This is a genomic window from Nonomuraea rubra (genome assembly GCF_014207985.1).
GTDB lineage: Bacteria > Actinomycetota > Actinomycetes > Streptosporangiales > Streptosporangiaceae > Nonomuraea > Nonomuraea rubra.
In genome coordinates, this window is sequence record NZ_JACHMI010000001.1 from 7,214,434 (window position 1) to 7,234,338 (window position 19,905).

Genomic DNA, 19,905 nt, shown 5'->3' on the forward strand with positions numbered 1-19,905 from the left:
TGCACCCAGGAGACGAACCACATGGACATCATCGGACGCGCCACAGAACTGGCCGCGCTACGGCGGACGATCGACCGCGCCCCCGGCGCACTGCCCAACGTCGTGCTGCACGGCGACCCCGGTGTAGGCAAGTCCGTGCTGCTGCAGGCCGGCATCGCCTACGCCAGGGAGCAGGGCATGCGGGTGGTGGGCGGCAGCGGCTTCGAATCGGAGGCACAGCTGGCCTTCGCCGGGCTGCACCAGCTCTTCGCACCGGTGATGGACTATCTGGACCGGGTGGAGCCCTTCCATCGCGACACCCTGCTGCGGGTGCTGGGCATGCGGGACGGCCCGCCGCCCGACCGGCTGGCGATCTCGGTGGCTTCCCTGGCGGTGCTGGCCGCCGTGGCCGAGGACGGGCCGGTGCTGATCGCCGTGGAGGACGCGCACTGGGTGGACCATCCCACGCGGGAAGTGATGATGTTCATCCTGCTGCGGCTGCAGCCGTACCACCTGCGCGCCATCTTCGCCCGCCGGCCGCTGACCGCCACCGAGCGAGTCACCCCCGGTGTGCACATGCTGGAGGTCGGGCCGCTCGACGACGAGGCGGCCGGGCGGCTGTTGGACCTGCTGCACCCCGCGCTGCCGCCGTCGGTGCGCGAACGCGTGCTCGCCGAGGCCGCGGGCAACCCGCTGGCGATCACCGAGCTGCCGCAGACGTCGGTGAGCGTGGAGCTGCTGCCCTCCGGAGCGTCCCTGCGCACCCGGCTGGAGACCGGGTTCGCGGGGCGGCTGCTGGAGCTGGCGCCGCGGATCCGTACCACGCTGCTGGTGGCCGCGCTGGACGGCGACCGGCTGCAGCATCGGGCCGAGCTGTCGCCGTACGAGCTGCTGGAGGCCGAGCGCGCGGGCCTGGTCACCCGCGATTCGACGCCGTCGGGGCTGCGCTTCCGTCACCCGCTGGTCAGGTCGGCCATCATCAAGACGGCCTCGCCGGAGGAGACCCGAGAGGCGCACGCCGTGCTCGCAGAACAGCACCAGGCCGACCCGGAGCTGCGCATGTGGCATCTGGCGGCGGCCACGGTGGAGCCGGACGAGCAGGTGGCCGCCGAGATCGAGAAGGCCGCCCGCGCGGTGAGCCTGCGGGGCGGCAGCGGGCTGGCGGTCAAGGCGCTGCAGCGCGCGGCCGAGCTGACCCCGGACCCAGCGGCCCGCGCGGCCCGGCTGGAGCTCGCGGCCGAGCTGGCGGGCGAGTCCGGGCAGCTCGACCTGGCCCAGACCCTGCTGGACGAGGCCCGGCGCCACCTGGACGACCCGGGCAGGGCACTGGCGGTCCGGGCGCAGATCCTCCTGCTGCGTGACGGCGACCTGGACGCCGCCCGCCGGCTGCTGCGCGGCACGCCCGGGGCCGGTCCGCTGGTCAGGGTGATGGCCGCCTCGTACGCCCAGGACCCCGAAGCGTGGGCGGAGGTCACGGACGTGGTGGCGGGCTGCGACGACGAGCACGTCCGCCTGCTGCATGACGTCTTCCTGGGCACCGGCACGGCGGAGCGGGTGCGTACGGCGCTCGACACGCTGCCGGGTGACGCCCCGCCCGGCCGGGTGGCCGCGCTGTGCCGGGCGGCCACCTGGATGGACCTGCTGCCCGACTACCGCGAGCGCATCCGGGCGCTGACCGAGGGCGAGTCCGGCCACGGCGCGGTGACCCACGCGGCCAGCGGCCACTGGCTGGCCGCGCACGATCACTTCCTGGCCGGCCAGTGGGAGGCCGCCGAGAACGCCGCCAACGCCGGGCTGGACCTGTGCGTCCGGCACGACCTGGAACTGCTGGCCCACGACCTGCGCTGCAGCCTCGGCTGGATCGCCGCCGCGCGCGGCGACGCCGACAGCGCCCGCGAGTACAGCAGGACCGTCGAGCAGTGGGCCGCCCCGCGCGGCAGCGCGCTGCACCTGTCGCTGGCCGCCCGCAACCTGGCCCTGGCCGCGATGGCCCACGGCGACTACGAGACGGCCTACGCGCACTGGACCAGCATCAGCCCGCCCGGCGTCATCCCCCCGTACGTGGCGTTCGCCCCGTGGGCGGTCTTCGAGCTGGTCGAATCCGCGGTGCGGACCGGCCGGACGGCCGAGGCCAGGGCACACGCCGCCGCCGCGGCCGGCCTGGCCGAGCGCGCGCCCCGGCTGCGCCTGCACGTGATGGCCGCCCAGGCGCTGGTGGCGCCGGAGGAGGAGGCGGTGCCGCTGTTCAAGGCCGCCCTGGCGCTGCCCAGAACCGAACGCTGGCCCTTCGACCACGCCCGCGTCCGGCTCGCGCTCGGCGAGCTGCAACGCCGCCGCCTGCAACCCGGCGAGGCCAGGCCAGAACTGCGCAGAGCCGCCGACCTGTTCGCCTCCATCGGCGCGACCGCCTGGCAGCAGCGGGCCGAGCAGGAGCTGCGCGCCAGCGGCGTCGCCGTCGCCCAGCGGCCCAACGCCGCACACGGGCTGACCGCCCAGCAACTGGAGGTGGCCCGCCTGGCCGCCTCGGGGCTGAGCAACAAGGAGATCGGCGAGCGGCTCTTCCTGTCCTCCCGTACGGTCAGCGCCCACCTGTACCGGATCTTCCCCAAGCTCGGCATCACCTCCCGGGCCGCTTTACGCGACGCCTTGGAGGGTTTGGCGGGCAATGGAGTCAACTGACCGATTCGCGCCCGCGCCCCGGCGGCCCATGCTCGTGCCGTGATCAACGCCTCACCGGCACGAACCCGAGGAGAGACCGCCATGACCATCCGCTCCCAGCGCCGCGGCCTGAGCCTGCTGCTCGCCGCGCTGACCGTGACGCTCGGCGTGACCGGAACCGTCACGCCCGCCTCGGCGGCCCAAACGGCGACGGCGGGCACCCCCAAGCCCACCGTCGTGCTGGTGCACGGCGTGTTCGCCGACTCCTCCGGCTGGAACGCCACCATCACCGCCCTGCAGCAGGCCGGCTTCCCGGTGATCGCCGCGGCCAACCCGCTGCGCGACCTGGCCGGTGACGCGGCCTACGTCTCCAGCATCGTCGACACCATCCCCGGCCCGGTCATCATGGTCGGCCACTCCTACGGCGGCGCGGCCATCACCAACGCCGCCCGCGGCCACGACAACGTCAAGGCCCTCGTCTACGTCGCCGCCTTCGCCCCCGACGAAGGCGAGACCCCGCTGGAGCTGGCCGGCAAGTTCCCCGGCAGCAAGCTGCCCCCGGCCCTCGTGATCCGGCCCTACCCGGGCGGGAAGGACGGTTACATCGACCCTGCCACGTTCCGGGAGGTGTTCGCCGCCGACCTGCCCGCCCGGCAGACGCGCCTGATGGCCGCCACCCAGCGGCCCGGCAGCGTCGACGGCCTGTCCGGGCTCAGCGGCGTCCCGGCCTGGAAGAGCGTGCCGTCCTGGTTCGTCATCCCGACCGCTGACAACGTCATCCCGCCCGCCGTGCAGCGCTTCATGGCCAAGCGCGCCGGCGGCAAGGTCAAGGAGGTCGCCGGGGCGTCGCACGTGGTGATGATGTCCCGCCCCGACACGGTCGTCCGGCAGATCCTCGCCGCCCACGCCGCCACCCGCTGAGGCCGCCCGCGAAGGCCCGGTCTCACTCCGGCCGGGAATCGAGTCTCAAAATCAAATCTCACTATCTTTAGTTTTTGAGATGACGATAAATGGTCGCCCTGGAGACGCCGAAACGGGCGGCTATCTCCTCGGCGCCGCAGCCCTGCTCGTAGAGGGAACGGGCCTGTGCGACCTGTTCCCCGGTGAGGAGGGCGTGCCGCCCGCCGTTTCGTCCCCGGGCCCGCCCGCGCGCCCGGGGAACGGCCGGTTCGCCCAGCAGGGCCCTGGCGCCGTCCAGGATCAGGCTTCGCAGCTGTCCGGCCGGTTCGTCGCGGAACAGCACCACGGGATCGGCCAGCCCGGCGACCACCTGGCAGGCTCGCACCCGCTGCTCCAGGCCGCTGCCGGGGCCGGCCACCAGGTCGTTGGCCAGGGCGATGACGGTACGGAAGCGGTCGGCGATCGGCGCCTGCACCAGCAGGGTCATGTCCTTGACCAGCATGGTGAGCGTGTGCCGGTGCCGCAGGTGCACATCCACGTACCCCTCGATGGCCCGCCACCGCACCTCCTCGGCGTCCTCGTACGACTCCGCCTGGGCCAGCACCGCCTCCAGCTCGTCCAGCAGCGGCAGGGTGAGCTGCCGGAGGATCTCCTCCTTGGACTCGAAGTGGTAGTAGAGGGCGGCCTTGGTGAGACCGACCTCGTCGGCGATGGCCTGCATGGAGGTGGCGCGGTAGCCGCGAGCGGCGAACAGGACGCGCGCCGCCTCCAGAATCCGCTCTGAAGTCAAGAGGTCTCACTTACCATCGGTCAGTTCTTTCGCTAATGTGCTTACCGGAAGTAAGTCTAATTTGCGCGGGGATGATCTGCATGCGATCCAGGGTGTCCTTCACCGCCGGCGGCGTCCGCTGCGCCGGCCATCTCTACCTGCCCGCCGGTTCCGGGGCGGTGCCGTGCGTGGTGCTCTGCCACGGCTTCAGCGGCACCATGGACCGGCTCTTCGACTACGCCGAGCGCTTCGCCGCCGAAGGCCTGGCCGCGCTGGTCTTCGACTACCGCAGCTTCGGCGAGAGCGACGGCGAGCCGCGCCGGGTTCCGGACATCGGCGGCCAGCTCGCCGACGTCCGCGCCGCGGTGGCCTTCGTACGCGGGCACGAGCGGGTCGACCCCGACCGGGTGCTGCTGTGGGGCAACTCGCTGGGCGGCGCGCACGTGATCACGGTGGCCGCGGACGACCCCCGGATCGCCGCCGTGGTGGCACAGATCCCGTTCAACGGGTTCCCGAAGCAGGTCGAGGGCCGCTCGACCGTTCAGACGCTGCGGGTGCTGGGCGCGATCGTCTGGGACGCGCTCCGGGGGAGGCTGGGCCTGAGCCCGTACTACATCCCCATGGTGGGGCACCCCGGAGAGCTCGCCGTGACCGCCACCCCCGAGGCCGGCCAGCACATTCAGACCCTGACCGGCGGGGAGAGCACGTCATGGCGCAACAGCGTCGCGCCCAGGGGGCTGCTGCAGATGATGCGCTACCGCCCCGCCGGCGCCGCGGCCCGCCTGACCTGCCCGCTGCTCGTCTGCGTCGCCGCCGAGGACCAGGAGACGCCCCTGGAGACCACCCGCGTCCTGGCCGAGCGTGCACCACGAGGCGAACTGCGCGTCTACCCCGGCACCCACTTCACCTTCTACACCGACCCCACGTTCCGGGACGGCGTGGTCGCCGACCAGATCGACTTCTACCGCCGGGCCTTCACCACGGTGTGACGGCAGCCGCCTGAGCCGCGAGGGGATCCGCCGGGCACCTGCCGCGCCGCCCCTCACGTCCTCCTCCTGAGCCGGCCGGATGGCTCGGCACCGCGAGCCGGCGGACAGTAGCGGTGGCCCGGCGGCCGTGCACGCGTGGCTGTCGGCGGTCGCCGGCCCCGAGGAGGAGTACGCGACCCTTGTGCACCGCCCGCCGCGCGCGAGGCCGACGGCCAGAATGCCGATGAAACGATCGCCGGCGGAACGGCCGGAGCTGGTCAAAGGCCTCTTCCCGGGTGTGGCCGGTCGGTGGGAGGACTCGGGCGGGTGAAGGAGGCCAGATGGTCGATCTCGGCGAAACCGGCGGTGTCGAACAGCTCCCAGCAAGGTTCGGGATCGCCCGCAGCGTACAGGACCGTCTCCGATGCCCCGTGTTCGTGCAGGAGGGTGTCCGCCTGGGACAGCAGCTCCCGTTCGAGCCCCTCATCGGCGTGTCCGGCGGCCGCGCCGAACCACCACAGGATGCCGAAGCCGTCGATCGGCTCCTGGGCGACCACTTCGGCCGAGACGTCGTCGTCCCGGGCCTTCAGCCACCAGCCCGGCGGGGTGCTGCTGGCGACGACGACAACCTCGGGGCGGGCCGGAGCGTGGGAAGCACCGGGTGTCGTGCGGCACAGGTAGCGCCAGGAGTCCCGCGCGGCGAACCCCGCGTGTTCGAGGACCTTTCGTGTCATGGGCCGGCGCCCCGTCGGCAGGGCCGCCGGGCCGGGGCCCGGCGCGGCGGTGAAGGCGAGCACGGGTCTGCTGTCGCCCAGGTGAAGAAGGGCGTGGCCGACGAGCTCTTCGACGATGTGCAGGACCTCGCGCCCGTGCAGCCACAGGACGTGCCCGGCGCGGTGATCCCGGCGTGTCGCGTACGACACGACTCCCGCGACCTGACCGTCCGGATCCACCAGCACGTCGGTTGCGGGGCGGTCGAGGTCGGTCCAGGGACCGCAGCCGTACCGGGACGTTCCTGCCACCGCCTGGTCGAGCATGTGAGGGGTGCACGACGGCTGGCCCGGCAGGCGGTCGGCATCGATGAGCGCGAGCACCGACGCGCTGTCGCGGCTCTGGTAGCGGCGCAGTCTCATCCCCGCTGCCGGTGAACGAGGGAGCAGGTGGAGCGGGGCGAGGATTTCCTTCGCGGACAGCGTGTTGCCCGTGCTCGCGGCGATTCTCATCGCGGCGGCGGCGACAGGTCCGGCGGCGTCGGGCGGGATCACCAGGAGGAGGAAGCCATCCTGGCTGCCGCGAATCACCCTGATGGTGTGCGGAGTCGCCGACAAGCCGCTGACCCGCACGAACCGGCCATCTACCAGCAGGTGGGCCGGGAGCTCTGGCCAGGCAGCCGTGTCGAGCCTGACCCGCAGGATGGGCCCGAGGCGCTCCTCGAGGAGCCGGACGAGGGCGGGTAGCTCGCGGTGGAGGTCGAAGGAGTGCGGCCACCACGCGCCGTCGAGCGTTCCGTCGCGAGTCAGCGTGGGTTCGAGGAACACCCGGGCTGGTTGGGGTGCGATGGGTGTGACTGATGCGTGGCGGTTCGGCATCGGGTGTGCCGCCTGTCTCCGGCGTGAAGGCCGGCTGCGTCCGGGGCGACGCCGACGCGGTTGCCAGCATGCGAAATGTCCCAGATAAAACCACGATACGCCGGAAAAACAAAAACGCACCTGGGCCTCACTTCTGCCAGGTGCGTACGAAGTTCATTGCGGGTTCAATAACGCAACACCGGACGGCCTACTCCACCTTGTGGACGGTGACAGCCTGCACCGCCGTCAAGAGGATCGTGTGCACAGGGGACTCGTGCCGCGTCGCCGCCGATCCATGGGCGAACTCGTCGAGCACGACGGTTTTGCGAGCTCGATCCAACTCCACGACCGCCCCCTTGAGCGACTGCCCCCCGTACAGGTGAACGGTTACCCGCTGTTGTTTGCCTTCCACACTGGACAGCGCGAACACCCAGACGTCAACATCTTCCATCTCATCCCTCCACGAATCTCTCGGCCATGCGCACCACACCTGGCCGCCCGACGGGCACCCACAAGGTCAACGCCGCCCTGGCGGACAACAGTGGAATGATCCAGTCAACTCTGCGTGCTGATTCCGCTCGATTCCACATCCAACGCCAAAAGATGCCGCAACTCCAGCCGTTCCGCGAGCACACATCCTCGCACGCGGACCGAGGTACAGGTCCGCGCGGGCCGGCCGCGGATTGCCGCCCACGGCTGCGGCCTGATTCGGGGCAATTACCAAAATGGGTACTAAGGTGATGAGCAGGCGGGTCATCCGCCGGAGCCCGACGAGGTCGCCCACGCAGTTCCATGCGATGGCCAGCGTTCGCCGACTCAGTACGCCGGACGATGTCGCGCGGTGATCACACCGCCCGTTCTGTTGAACGCGTGGGATCCACCGGGGGCATCATGCCCTCCTGACGACAGCTGACGGCCACACCCGTGAACTCCTGACGGGGCCGCGATCCGGTAGGTCCGGTCACCCTCATCCGGCATATCCCGCTCCGCCTGGAGGCTTGAGATGTTCGAGAAGTTCACCGACCAAGCGAGGCGTGCCGTCGTCCTGGCGCAGGAGGAGGCCAGGATGCTCAACCACAATTTCATCGGTACCGAGCACATTCTTCTCGGCTTGATCCAGGAAGGTGAGGGTCTGGCCGCCAAGGCTCTGCAGAGCCTCGGTGTCAGCCTTGAGGGAGTGCGCCGGCAGATCAAGGAGATCATCGGCCAGGGCCTGCCGGCCGAGTCGGCGCACATCCCGTTCACCCTGCGGGCCAGGAAGGTCCTGGAGCTGTCGGTCCGTGAGGCCGTGCAGCTGGGCCACGACCACATCGGCACCGAGCACATCCTGCTCGGGCTCATCCGCGAGGGTGCGGGCGTGGCGGCCCAGGTACTGGTCAACCTCGAAGCCGATCCCGGGCGAATCCGGAGCTGGGTCATCCAGTCGCTCTCCAGTCCCGGGGACGGGCCGTCGACGCCGCCCCCGGCCTTTCAGGAGCCGATCCGGCGGTCCGCCGCGATGCTCGACCAGTTCGGCCGTAACCTGACCCAGGCCGCCCGCGAGGGCAAGCTGGATCCGGTCATCGGCCGTGAGAAGGAGATCGAGCGGGTCATGCAGGTCCTGTCCCGCAGGACCAAGAACAACCCCGTTCTCATCGGCGAGCCCGGCGTCGGCAAGACTGCCGTCGTCGAGGGCCTGTCGCAGAAGATCGTCAGGGGCGAGGTGCCCGAGACGCTGAAGGACAAGCAGCTCTACACGCTTGACCTCGGCGCCCTGATCGCCGGCTCCCGCTACCGCGGTGACTTCGAGGAGCGCCTGAAGAAGGTGCTGAAGGAGATCCGCACGCGCGGCGACATCATCTTGTTCATCGACGAGCTGCACACGCTCGTGGGTGCGGGCGCCGCGGAGGGCGCGATCGACGCCGCCAGCATCCTCAAGCCGATGCTGGCCCGCGGCGAGCTGCAGACGATCGGCGCGACCACGCTCGACGAGCACCGCAGGCACTTCGAGAAGGACGCCGCTCTCGCCCGCCGTTTCCAGCCGATCCTGGTCCCCGAGCCCTCACTCGACCACACGATCGAGATGCTGAAGGGCCTGCGCAGGCGCTACGAGGCGCACCACGCCGTCTCGATCACTGATGACGCCCTCGTGGCCGCGGCGCGGCTGGCCGACCGGTACGTCAGCGACCGCTGCCTGCCCGACAAGGCGATCGACCTCATCGACGAGGCGGGGGCGCGGCTGCGCATCCACCGGATGACCGATCCCGTCGATGCGTGCGTCAAGGACGTCGTCACCGGGGAACTGATCGCCGAGGTCCTGGCGACCGCCACCGGCATCCCGGTCTTCAAGCTGACCGAGGAGGAGTCGCAGCGCCTGCTCCGCATGGAGGACGAGCTGCACAAGCGGATCATCGGCCAGGACGACGCCATCAAGGGCCTGTCGCGCTCCATCCGGCGTACCCGCGCCGGGCTGAAGGACCCGCGCCGTCCCGGTGGTTCGTTCATCTTCGCCGGCCCCTCCGGTGTGGGTAAGACCGAGCTGTCCAAGGCTCTGGCGGAGTTCCTCTTCGGTGACGAGGACGCGCTGATCAGCCTGGACATGTCGGAGTTCATGGAGAAGCACACCGTCTCCCGGCTGTTCGGCTCGCCTCCCGGCTACGTCGGCTACGAGGAGGGCGGCCAGCTCACCGAGAAGGTGCGGCGCAAGCCGTTCTCCGTGGTGCTGTTCGACGAGATCGAGAAGGCCCACCCCGACATCTTCAACTCGCTGCTGCAGATCCTGGAGGACGGCCGGCTGACCGACGCCCAGGGCCGGGTGGTCGACTTCAAGAACACGGTCATCATCATGACCACCAACCTCGGTACCCGCGACATCTCCAAGGGCATCGGGGTCGGGTTCGCGAAGTCCAACGACACCGAGTCCAACTACGAGCGGATGAAGGCGAAGGTCCAGGAGGAGCTCAAGCAGCACTTCCGGCCCGAGTTCCTCAACCGTGTCGACGACATCGTGGTCTTCCACCAGCTGACGCCGAACGAGATCATCAAGATCGTGGATCTGATGCTCGCCCAGGTGGACGCCAGGCTGAAGGACCGCGACATGGGGCTCGAGGTCTCGCCCGAGGCCAAGCAGCTGCTCGCCGACCGCGGCTACGACCCCGTCATGGGCGCCCGGCCGCTGCGGCGCACGATCCAGCGCGAGCTGGAGGACTCGCTGTCGGAGAAGATCCTCTACGGCGAGCTCCGGCCCGGCCAGGTCGTCAAGGTCGCCGTCGACGGTCTCGGGCTCGTCTTCATCAGCGGGAGCGCGCCCAGCGACCGGCGTCACAGCGTGGCGGCGCCCGTCTGACACTCGCGCCTGGGCCGCCCTGTACGCCGGACGATTCACGCGCCCCCGGAACCCCGCCGGCATCGCTTCCATCGAGAGGTACAATAGAAATACCGAGGACTTCTCGAGCGTTGGCATTCAGGTCTGCGTCGCCCCCGGCGAACCACCACCGGCCCGTGCAGGGGCCCGGACGGGGCACGCGACCATGACACAGGCACTTTCTCCCCAGCCCGCACCGCTCGCCTCCGCCTCATCCGCGATCCCTCGGGTCCTCTCGACCGGCGAGCCCATCACCCTGCCGTTCATCCCGCCGGACACCGCAACCGGCGCCGCGCAGCCCCGCCGCAAGCTCGCCGCTCAGGACACGGCCGACGTGGCCCTTGACGACACAGCCGCAGCCTCGCGCGCCTGCCGCCCAGCCTCGACGCGCGAGCGCCGGCCGCCGGCTCTGCCCGGCGACAGAACGGCGACAGAACGGGGGCGGAACGTTCACCGGCACGCACCCGTGGTCTCTGACCAGGCAGAAGAGACGTTCCGCAGAAGGAGACCTGATATGACCGTCATCGACACCGCGCCGCTCGGCGTGGCCAACACCGGCAAGCCGACCATCGTCCACCTGTCCGGCGAGATCGACCTCTTCACCACCGCGGCACTTCGCCGGCAACTGATGGGCACGCTGCGCTACAGCACGAGTCTGCTCATCCTCGACCTGTCGCAGGTGTCGTTCTGCGACACCGGCGGGCTGGCCGTGCTGGTCGGCATCCAGCACCGCGCACGTTCGATGGGCATCACCGTCGCTCTGAGGGGGCCCGACGCGTCCATGTCCCGGCTGCTGCGCGTCACCGGCCTGGACCGAGGGCTGCCGATGGTGGTGTGAGGCACGTGCGCCCAGGCCGCTTGAACAGGCCGCTCGAACAGGCCGCTCGAACAGTGGCTATGCGGGGCGCAGCAGCTCCTTGCGCCTGGTCAGCAGTTGGGTGCGCTCGGCCAGCAACTGGGTCTGGCGCCCCTTCAGGTTCGTCCTGGTCTCGCGCACCCACTGCGCCAGGTTCTTCACCTCGGTCCTGGTCTTCTCGATGCGCTGGTGCTTGAGCACATCGCTGACGATGTTGTCGAAGAAGGCGTCCACGAACCACCGCGTGTCCACCTTGGGCATCACCGGCCGGGCCGCGATGCCGGTGTCGGCCAGCTCGCGGGCGAAGACGTCCAGAGCCCGCTGGGCATGCCAGGCGGCCTTGTCGGCACTGGTCAGCCTGTCGTGCTCGAAGGCGTCGGCGAGCAGGCCGCCCCCGAAGACGTCGAAGGTGGAGGCGTTCCTGGCGGAGTCGAGGAAGCGCAGCACGACGCCGAGCGCCTCGTGCGCGGCCTGACCCGCCCGGCGGGCCTCCTCACACTCGCGCAGCTCGGCGCTCACCCGGTCGAGCGCGGCGCCGAGGTCGGCCAGCACTCGCGCGCGCGGATCGCCGCTCCGGATGATCTGCTGCTCCTTCTCGGCCAGCAACCGGGCATACTCCCGGGACGCGGGATCGAGCACGGCCAGCTCGGCGGCGGCGGCCGCCGCGTCGGCTTCGAGCTGCGCGAGCCGGGCCCGGTGACCGTCCACGCGTTCCATGGCCGCAACCACCTCGGCGCGCTCGCGCTCCAGCCGCTCCTCGCGGTTGCCCAGCATGCGGGCCAGAACGGCGGACAGCCCCCCTTCCAGCCGGGCGACGTCACGCTCCTCCTTGGCCAGCTCGGACTCCAGATCCTTCAGAGTGCCACGGACGTCCTCGATCTGTTGCGCGGTGGTCTCGCGCAGGCTCCGGACGTGTTCGGCGCGGTGCATCCTGGCGGCTGCCTCACGTAGCCGTTGGTCAAGCTCCGGGAAGAGGGTCACGCAATGACGACGAACGGGCCCGACCGGACGTTCCGCACAGCCCGTGGAACCCCCGCAGCGACCGCAGCCGATGAGCGCACGGCACCGCCGCTCCAACGCCGCGAGAACGGGCCGATCGGCCCAGCCCGGCTCAGACCGTCCGACCTGACGCCGCAATACCGCCGCCTCGTGACGCAACACCATGATCTCCGCATCCGCAGACGAGATGCGATCTCGTCTGCGGGGACGGACCCCGTCGAACCACGAGCCAGCACCATCGTGGCCGCCTTGGCAGATCAGGCGGTCGGGACGGTGTCCTTGCGGGTGGCGAGGCCGGGGACACCGCTTGTCCCTTCGGTCCTGCGGGCCGGCCTGAGGAAGAGGGCGAGCAGGATGCCGATGGCGAGGGTGGGCGCCATCCAGAGGTAGCCGGTGGCCGTGGCGTGGGCGAAGGCCTCCAGCGCGACGTCGCGCGAGGCGGCAGGGAGCTGAGCGATGGTGTCGGGGCGGCCGGCGTCGAAGCCTCCGAGTGCCGGCAGGCCGCGGGTGCGGCCGGCGAAGCCGGTGTTGAGCAGGGTGGCGAAGACGGCGACGCCGAAGGCCGCGCCGATGGAGCGGGCGAAGGTGACCACGGCGCTGGCGGCGCCGAGATCGGCGGGGGGCACGCTGTTCTGGACGGTCGTCATCACGACCATGGGCACCATGCCGATGCCCACTCCGGTGATGAGGAAGTAGCTGCTCAGGACGAGGGCGTTGGTGGCGGCTCCGATCGTGCTCAGCAGCAGCAGGCCGGCGAGGTTGACGAGCAGGCCCGCGAGCAGGATGCGGCGCAGCCGACCGGCGTTCGCGGCCCATCGTCCGGCCAGGGACTGGCTGGCGACCAGACCGGCGACCAGGGGCAGCATGGAGATGCCTGAGAGCGTGGCCGAGACCCCGTGGACGATCTGGAGGTAGGTGGGCAGGTAGACCAGGACGCTGAACATCGCCGCGTTGGCGACGAACGCGATCAGCGATGGTCCGACCACGGTCCAGGAGGCGAACATGGCCGGAGGAAGGACCGGGGCGGCGGCGTGGCGCTCGACGGGCACCAGCAGCACGGCCAGCGCGACGGTGGCCGCGATCAGGCCGAGGATGGCCGGCGAGCCCCAGCCCCAGCGGGCTCCGAACGACGTGATGAGGATCAGGCCGGTGGCGATCGCGGCCAGCATCGAGGCGCCCAGGTAGTCGATGCGCGCTGTGGTCTGCCTGGCGACCGCGGGCAGTGCCCGCGCGGCGATGACGAGGGCGACGGCACCGATGGGGAGATTGATCAGAAAGGCCCACCGCCAGGACAGCTGGTCGGTGAAGACGCCGCCCAGCAGGGGACCGACGATGCTGGCGACGCCGTAGACGGAACCGAACATGGCCTGGTAGCGGCCCCGTTGGCTCGGGGCCGCGATGTCACCGACCAGGGCGAAGGTCAGCACGATCATGCCGCCGCCGCCCACGCCCTGCAGCACCCGGCTGCCGATCAGCTCGGGCAGGTTCTGTACCAGGCCGCAGGCCACCGAGGCGATCAGGAAGATCGTGGTCGAGGCCAGGTACAGGCGCTTGCGGCCGTACATGTCGCCGAGTTTGCCCCACAGCGGAGTCACCGCCGTCGAGGCGAGGAGGTAGGCGGCGCTGACCCACGCGATGTCGTCGAACCCGTTCAGATCCTCCGCTATCCGCGGCAACGCCGTCGAGACGATCGTCTGGTCCAGAGCCGCCAGGAGAACCGCCAGTATCAGCGCGCACATGGCGGCGGCCACACCGGGTGATGTGGATCGCTGTGCCTTCATCGATCTTGCCCTTCCAAAATTGGCCGCAACAGGTTGGCAGTATCAGAGATAACTGTCACATCAATGTAGCACTTTGTGGGCAGTCGTCTGCCAGCATGATGCGCGCCTCCCACCTTGCGGCCTGCGCGGTGCGCCCTCCACCTCACCTCTGGAGGGCGCACCGCCTGATCACGGCAGGGTCAGCCGCAGTGCACGTTGTTGAGCTTGACGCTCGTCCACGACGGCGAGATTCCCTCTACGTCGATGCACTGGCCGGGCGCTGAGACGTACACCGGACCGGCGTAGTACTTGTAGTCACCGGCGTCGGAGACTCTCCCGCTGCCATCGCCTCGTGAGAGCACGACACCCTTCCAGCTCGTGGTGTTGGCGTACGGGCCGTCACCATAGGTGAGGGCACAGTTCTTGCCGGTGCTGGAGCTGTAGTACACCTCCAGAATGCCCGTACGGTACCCGTACTTCTCGATGCCGATGTTGTAGACGCCGACCCGGCTGTAGCTGCTGCCACAGGGCCCGGCCGCGCCGGCCGGGGTGGCGCCTGCGACCAGCGTGGTGGTGGAGACCAGGGCCGCGCCGGCCAGGAGGGTCGTCAGCTTGCGTGTCCGCACGAATTTCCTTTCGATCACCAGTGTTGTGATCATGAGTACCACCGGCTCACGGCCACCACTCGGGACTGGTGCTCAATGTGACGGTTCACACATCGCCACCTCCGGTGCGCGGTGAGGAAGCCGCAGGCTCAGCCCGTCAGGGCTGAGAAGCCGAGGTCCCGGCGTTGACGCATGCGGCCGTCGCTGCCGAGCTCGATGACCGTGTCGACGCCGATCCGCTCGAGGAACGCGAAATCGTGGCTGACGACGACCAGGGCCCCGCGGTACGCGTCGAGGGCCTCGGCGAGCTGCTCGACGCTGGCGATGTCGAGGTTGTTGGTGGGCTCGTCCAGGACCAGCAGCTGAAGCGGGGGCTCCGACAGGAGGAGCCGCGCGAGGGAGACGCGGAACCGCTCGCCGCCGGAGAGCGTACGCACCGGACGATCGGCGCTGTCGCCCCGCAGGAGAAGCCGCGCGAGCTGGTTGCGGATCGTGCCCGCCGGCGTCCCGGGGGCGACCGACTGCACGTTCGCCATCGCGCTCGCATCGTCGTCGAGCCCGTCGAGACGCTGCGGGAGGTAGCCGGCGAGCTCGGTCAGGAGCTGCCCGTGCGGCCGGCCGGGCGTGGGAGCCGTACCGCGGACGAGCTGCTCGATCAGGGTCGACTTCCCGGTGCCGTTCGCCCCGACGAGCGCGACCCGCTCCGGCCCCTGGATCACGAACGTGCGGTCCTGGTCATGCAGGTTCGCCAGGCGCCTTCCGCGCGGGACGTCCGGGTCGGGCAGGACGAGGCTGATGTGCTCCTCTTCGCGTACGCGGGCGTCCGCTGCGTCCAGTGCGGCCTGCGCCGCCTGGACCTTGTCGTCGAGTGTGGAGCGCAACGAGCCCGCGGACGCCTGGGCCTTGCTGGCGCGGTTGCCCGCGAGGATCTTCGGGATGCCGCCGTCCTTCTGGGTCTTCTTCGCGGTGCGCTCCCTGCGCGCCAGCTTCGTCTCCGCCTCGACACGCTGCCGCTTCTCGACCTTGAGCGCCTGCTGGGCCGACCGCGCGGCCTGGACCGCCGCCGCCTGCTCCTGCTCCTGGTGCTCCTTCCAGGCGCTGTACGGGCCGCCGAAGGTGTCGAGGGTGCCGCCGTACAGCTCGGTGGTGTTGTCCATGTGCTCCAGCAGTTCGAGGTCGTGGCTGACCACGACGAGGGTGCCCGGCCACTGGTCGACGAAGTCGGCGAGCTTGGCGCGGGTGGGCCGGTCGAGGTTGTTCGTGGGCTCGTCGAGCAGGGTGATGGGAGTGCGGCGGATGCGCAGCCCGGTGATGGCGATGAGCATCGCCTCTCCGCCGGAGACCTCGGCCACGCGGCGGCCGAGGTCTCCGGCGGAGAATCCGATCTGGTGCAGGGCCTGGTCGGCGCGGGACTCGATGTCCCAGTCATCGCCGATCGTGTCGAAGTGGCGCTGGTCGACGTCGCCGGACTCGATGGCCCGCATCGCGGCGATGATCTGATCGATCCCGAGGAGCTCGGCGATCGTGGCTTCTCGCCGGAGCGTGAGCGTCTGAGGCAGGTAGCCGACCTCGCCGATGGTGTCGATCTGGCCGGCGGTCGGCTGCAGGAGGCCCGCGATCAGCCGCAGCAGCGTCGACTTCCCTGCGCCGTTGCGGCCGATCAAGCCGGTACGGCCGGTGCTGAACGTGCCGTTGACGCCCGAGAGCGCCACGGTGCCGTCCGGCCATTCGAAGGTCAGATCGTGGAAGGTGATGGCGGACTTCGTGGACATGGGTGGTGTTGTCTTCCTTCTTCCCGTCAGCCGCGCGGGGAGGCGACGAGGACCGGTTCGGTGTTGACGGCGGATGACGCTGACGCGGAACAGCTCCGGCCGGGAGCCCGCATGAAGCAGGTGGTCAGGACAGTGCTCACGTGGCATCACCCGCCGGAGGCAGGACCTGACGGCCCCGGTAGACGCCGCAGTGCCGGCACGCGCGGTGCGGCGGGGTGGGCTTGCCGCAGGCGGGATTCGCGCAGGTGGTGAGCGCCGGGACGCTCGCCTTCCACTGAGCGCGACGGTGGCGGGCGCGGGAACGTGACGTGCGGTGCTGCATGGCCATGGGCCTTTCGTGAAGGGTTGCGAACGCCAGGGAACCGGCGGGACAACCGACCACGGGCCGTGAGTCACTGCGGCAGGAGATTCGATCAGGGGTTGCCGGGGACACCATCTGCGGGCGGCACTGGGCCGCTGCCCGGGTGCCGGGCGATGGATGGGCACGGGGGATCGAAGTCGCGCGTTCGCAGGCACAACCAGGGACCGGGGTCGGCGCGGTGCGAACGTGCCGGCAGGCTCAACGCAGAGGTGTCAACGCCTCGGACGGGCGGACTCACGCTGCTGCGCTGGAGGAACGGTCATTCACCGGCGTGGGCCTTACCCACGCGGACGAAAGCCACCGGCAGTTCGGTGGCTAGATTCTGTCGACCTCGATCTCCATGGCACTCATCGTAACAAGGATCTCTCGTGGGCCGAACCCGGACGGTCGCGCGACCGCGGCGTACGGCACCACGGCGGGGACGATTTCGCGGTGGCGCTCGTTCTGCACGACGGGGGTGATGTGATGTTCTCCGGAAAGATGGGGGCGGAGGCGCTGGCGGAGCAGGGCGAGGCTCACCGCCTCGAAGGACGCCACGCCGAAGCGATCGACCACTTCACACGCGCCATCGAGCTCGCGCCAGGCTACGCCTACGCCTGGGGTTCGCGCGGCCAGGCGTACTGGGCTCTGGAGCGTGAGGCGGAGGCGCTGGCGGACCTCGACCGCGCCATCGAGCTCGACCCGGAACTCGGCTGGCCGAGCATCGAACGGGCGCTGATCGCCCGCGAGACCGGTCGTTACGGGGAGGCCCTGGAGGTCCTGACCCGCGCGATCGAGGTCGATCCCGGCTTCTGGGAGGCCTGGGCCGACCGCGGGGCCGTGCGCTACAGGATGGACGACTACCAGGCCGCGCTCGCGGATCTGGACAAGGCGCTCGAACTCGGCGGCGAGCAGCCCTTCACCCTGCGCTACCGCGGGCTGGCCTGCTGGTTGCTGGACCGTGACGACGAGGCGCTCGCCCTGCTCACCCGCGCCATCGAGCTCGACGACGAGGAGGAGCGGGCCTACTACGACCGGGGCAGGATGCACGCGTTCGCCGAGCGGTACGAGCCGGCGCTGGCCGACTTCGGCCGCGCCCTCGAACTGGATCCCGGCTACGTGTCCGCCATGGTGGCGCGCGGTCGTGTCCACCGCCGCATGGGCAACGTGGAGGAGGCGCTGGCCGACTTCACCCGGGCGATCCGCCGTGACCACGAACACGTCGGAGCACACCTCGAACGGTCGCGGGCCTACACCAGGATCGGCAGGTACGCGGAGGCGATCACGGATCTGACCCGGGCGATCGAGCTCGATCCGGACGATCCCACGGCCTATGTCGAACGCTCCCTCTGCTACCAGGCCGAGGAGGAATCCGAGAAGGCGATCGCCGACCTGACCCGCGCCATCGAGCTCGGCACCGACTTCGGCAAGTCCTACCTCTACCGTGGCGACATCTACCGTGGCCTGGATCGCCACGACGAGGCCATGGCCGACTACGACCACTACATCGCGCGCTTCCCGGGCGACTGCGCCGGTTATCGCGAGCGCGGCCACCTCCACGACCGGCTGGACCGTACCGAGCAGGCACTGGCGGATCTGACCCGCGCCATCGAGCTCGACCCGGACGACGCCGACGCCTACGCCTATCGCGGGGAGGTCTCGTGGGCGACCCGCCCCGAGGAGGCGGTGGCGGACTTCACCCGGGCCATCGAGCTGGAACCGGACGACTACTGGCATCACGCCAGCCGCGGCGTCCTGCTGGACACGATGGGACGCCATGAGCAGGCACGGGCGGACCTGACCACGGCGATCGAGCTCGACTCCGCGAACGCGTACGCCTTCAAGGCCCGCGCTGACGTCCACCTGAGCCTGGGAGCGTACGAGGAGGCGATAGCCGACCTGGACCGGGCGCTCGAACTCGATCCCGGGCGGGCGACCGCGCACTTTCTGCGCGGCAAGGCCCTGTACTACCTGGACCGCAACGAGGAGGCGCTGTCGGCGCTGGACAAGGCGATCGCCCGCGAAGGTGACGACGCCGACCACATCCTGCTGCGGGGCAGCGTGCTGAAGGACATGGACCGCTATGCGGAGGCGCTGGCCGACCTCGACCGAGCGCTGGCTCTCGACCCCATGCAAAGCCTGGCCTACACCGAGCGGGGAGACGTCTACTACTATCTCGGCCGCTACGAGGAGGCGCTGAGGGACCAGGACGTGGCGATCGAGCTCGACCCGGACAACGCCCTCGCCCTGTACAGCCGCGGGTTCACCCACTCGATGCTGGACCGGCACGAGGAGGCGGTCGCGGACCTGTCCAGGGCCATCGAACTCGGCGCCGACACCGTCCCGGGGCGCGTGGCGCGGGGCCGGAGCCAGGCGTCGATGCAGCGGCACGAGGCGGCGATAGCCGACTTCGACCACGTGCTCGGGTCGGATCCCGGCCATGTGCACGCCCTGGTCTCCCGCGGCATGGCCCACCTCGACCTGCACCGCTACGAGGAGGCGCTGGCGGACTTCGACCGGGCGCTCGAACTCGACCCCGACCTCGACCACGTCGAGGAGCTGCGCGACCACCTGGCCGTGGCGCTGCTCGACCCCGCGGAGATGTTCACGTTGTTCGCGCATTCCCTGATGGCAGGCACGTGGTCGCGTGCGAGCGAGGATCCGGAGGAGTTCGTCGAGGCGCTGGACGGCTGGGCGAGCCTCTGGCGGATCGCCGGGGACGAGGACGTCCGCGCGAAGGAGTTCGAAGAGCTGGACCGGGCAATCGCGGAGGACCCCGGCGATGTCCTCGCCCTGGCCTCCCGGGCGCTGCTGCACCGCGCGGCCGGCCGCTACCAGGCGGTGCTGACGGATCTCGACCGGGTCCTGAGCGTCGAACCGGACAGCCGGTGGGCGCTCGGCCTCAGGCGGGCGGCCCAGTTCGACGGCGGGCGGCCCGATGAGGAGGCGTCCGAGTTCGACTGGGCGTACCGGCTCTATCACATGGGGCTGCCGAGCGCGCTCGAGGTGATGTGCGCGATGGCGTTGGCGGAAGATCCCGAGTATCTGCTGGGCGTCATGCGCGCGGACCTGCTCAGGAAGGAACGGCGGGTCGTCACGGGACGTGCCGGCGCCGCCGCCGAGCTGCTCGAACTGGCCAAGGCGTACGCGTACGCGGGGCCGGAGGAGGAGATGGAGCGGGTGCACGCGTCGGCCAGGCGGCAGCCCGACTACGACGCCGCGAAGGCCGCCTGCGTCGCCGCGGCCAGGGACACCGTGAGCCAGGCCGAGGCGGGCGGCGAGGAGTTCCCGTATGTCCGCAGGATGAGACGCCTGCTGGCACTGCTGCTGGAGTGAGCGCCGTCGGAGAGCTCACAGGGTATCAAGTTACAAATTTTGACATCTGTTA

General features: G+C 70.3%; 14 protein-coding genes. 6 read left to right on the forward strand and 8 right to left on the reverse strand.

Annotated elements, in window-relative coordinates; translation table 11 throughout:
* Positions 1-21 precede the first annotated feature (21 nt).
* Complete coding sequence (locus HD593_RS32890; protein ID WP_185105840.1) at positions 22-2,658, forward strand: AAA family ATPase; 2,637 nt, start codon at positions 22-24, stop codon at positions 2,656-2,658.
* 81 nt (positions 2,659-2,739) lie between these two features.
* Complete coding sequence (locus tag HD593_RS32895) at positions 2,740-3,558, forward strand: alpha/beta fold hydrolase (protein ID WP_185105841.1); 819 nt, start codon at positions 2,740-2,742, stop codon at positions 3,556-3,558.
* Between the two features lie 67 nt (positions 3,559-3,625).
* On the opposite strand, the gene HD593_RS32900 is transcribed toward HD593_RS32895, so the two are convergent.
* Positions 3,626-4,327 carry a TetR family transcriptional regulator gene (locus HD593_RS32900; RefSeq protein ID WP_185105842.1) on the reverse strand — a complete coding sequence of 234 codons (702 nt, stop codon included), beginning with the start codon at positions 4,325-4,327 and terminating at the stop codon, positions 3,626-3,628.
* Between the two features lie 80 nt (positions 4,328-4,407).
* Here HD593_RS32900 and HD593_RS32905 point away from each other — a divergent pair, with 80 nt between their 5' ends.
* Positions 4,408-5,295, forward strand: a complete 888-nt coding sequence (locus tag HD593_RS32905) for an alpha/beta hydrolase (RefSeq protein WP_221525118.1) — start codon at positions 4,408-4,410, stop codon at positions 5,293-5,295.
* A gap of 257 nt (positions 5,296-5,552) precedes the next feature.
* On the opposite strand, the gene HD593_RS32910 is transcribed toward HD593_RS32905, so the two are convergent.
* On the reverse strand, positions 5,553-6,812 hold the full coding sequence (locus HD593_RS32910; RefSeq protein WP_185105844.1) for a DUF5994 family protein: 1,260 nt from the start codon (positions 6,810-6,812) through the stop codon (positions 5,553-5,555).
* A gap of 238 nt (positions 6,813-7,050) precedes the next feature.
* The gene (locus HD593_RS32915) at positions 7,051-7,293 is read right to left on the reverse strand and encodes a hypothetical protein (protein ID WP_185105845.1); all 243 of its coding nucleotides are present in this window, start codon (positions 7,291-7,293) and stop codon (positions 7,051-7,053) included.
* Between the two features lie 552 nt (positions 7,294-7,845).
* Between HD593_RS32915 and HD593_RS32920 the strand changes: the two genes are divergently transcribed.
* Entirely contained in the window at positions 7,846-10,167 is a 2,322-nt protein-coding gene (locus HD593_RS32920; protein ID WP_185105846.1) for an ATP-dependent Clp protease ATP-binding subunit, read from the forward strand.
* 532 nt (positions 10,168-10,699) lie between these two features.
* Entirely contained in the window at positions 10,700-11,023 is a 324-nt protein-coding gene (locus tag HD593_RS32925) for an STAS domain-containing protein (RefSeq protein ID WP_185105847.1), read from the forward strand.
* A 57-nt stretch (positions 11,024-11,080) separates the two neighbouring features.
* Here the strand turns inward: HD593_RS32925 and HD593_RS32930 are convergent, their stop codons facing one another.
* The 5 genes from HD593_RS32930 to rpmF all read right to left on the reverse strand — a co-directional run bounded on the left by HD593_RS32930 (position 11,081) and on the right by rpmF (position 16,613).
* A complete protein-coding gene (locus HD593_RS32930) occupies positions 11,081-11,971 on the reverse strand; it encodes a hypothetical protein (protein ID WP_185105848.1) in 891 nt (296 codons plus the stop codon).
* A gap of 326 nt (positions 11,972-12,297) precedes the next feature.
* Positions 12,298-13,821 (reverse strand): MDR family MFS transporter, encoded by a 1,524-nt coding sequence (locus tag HD593_RS32935; protein WP_185105849.1) that lies wholly within the window; start codon positions 13,819-13,821, stop codon positions 12,298-12,300.
* A 179-nt stretch (positions 13,822-14,000) separates the two neighbouring features.
* Positions 14,001-14,426, reverse strand: a complete 426-nt coding sequence (locus tag HD593_RS32940) for a serine/threonine protein kinase (protein ID WP_185105850.1) — start codon at positions 14,424-14,426, stop codon at positions 14,001-14,003.
* Positions 14,427-14,554: 128 nt separating this feature from the next.
* Positions 14,555-16,177, reverse strand: a complete 1,623-nt coding sequence (locus HD593_RS32945) for an ABC-F family ATP-binding cassette domain-containing protein (RefSeq protein ID WP_185105851.1) — start codon at positions 16,175-16,177, stop codon at positions 14,555-14,557.
* Between the two features lie 136 nt (positions 16,178-16,313).
* A complete protein-coding gene (rpmF, locus tag HD593_RS65295; protein WP_379478840.1) occupies positions 16,314-16,613 on the reverse strand; it encodes a 50S ribosomal protein L32 in 300 nt (99 codons plus the stop codon).
* A gap of 357 nt (positions 16,614-16,970) precedes the next feature.
* On the opposite strand from rpmF, the gene HD593_RS32955 reads away from it, so the two are divergent.
* Positions 16,971-19,853: a tetratricopeptide repeat protein gene (locus tag HD593_RS32955; protein ID WP_185105853.1), complete on the forward strand. Its 2,883-nt coding sequence runs from the start codon at positions 16,971-16,973 to the stop codon at positions 19,851-19,853.
* Positions 19,854-19,905 lie beyond the last annotated feature (52 nt).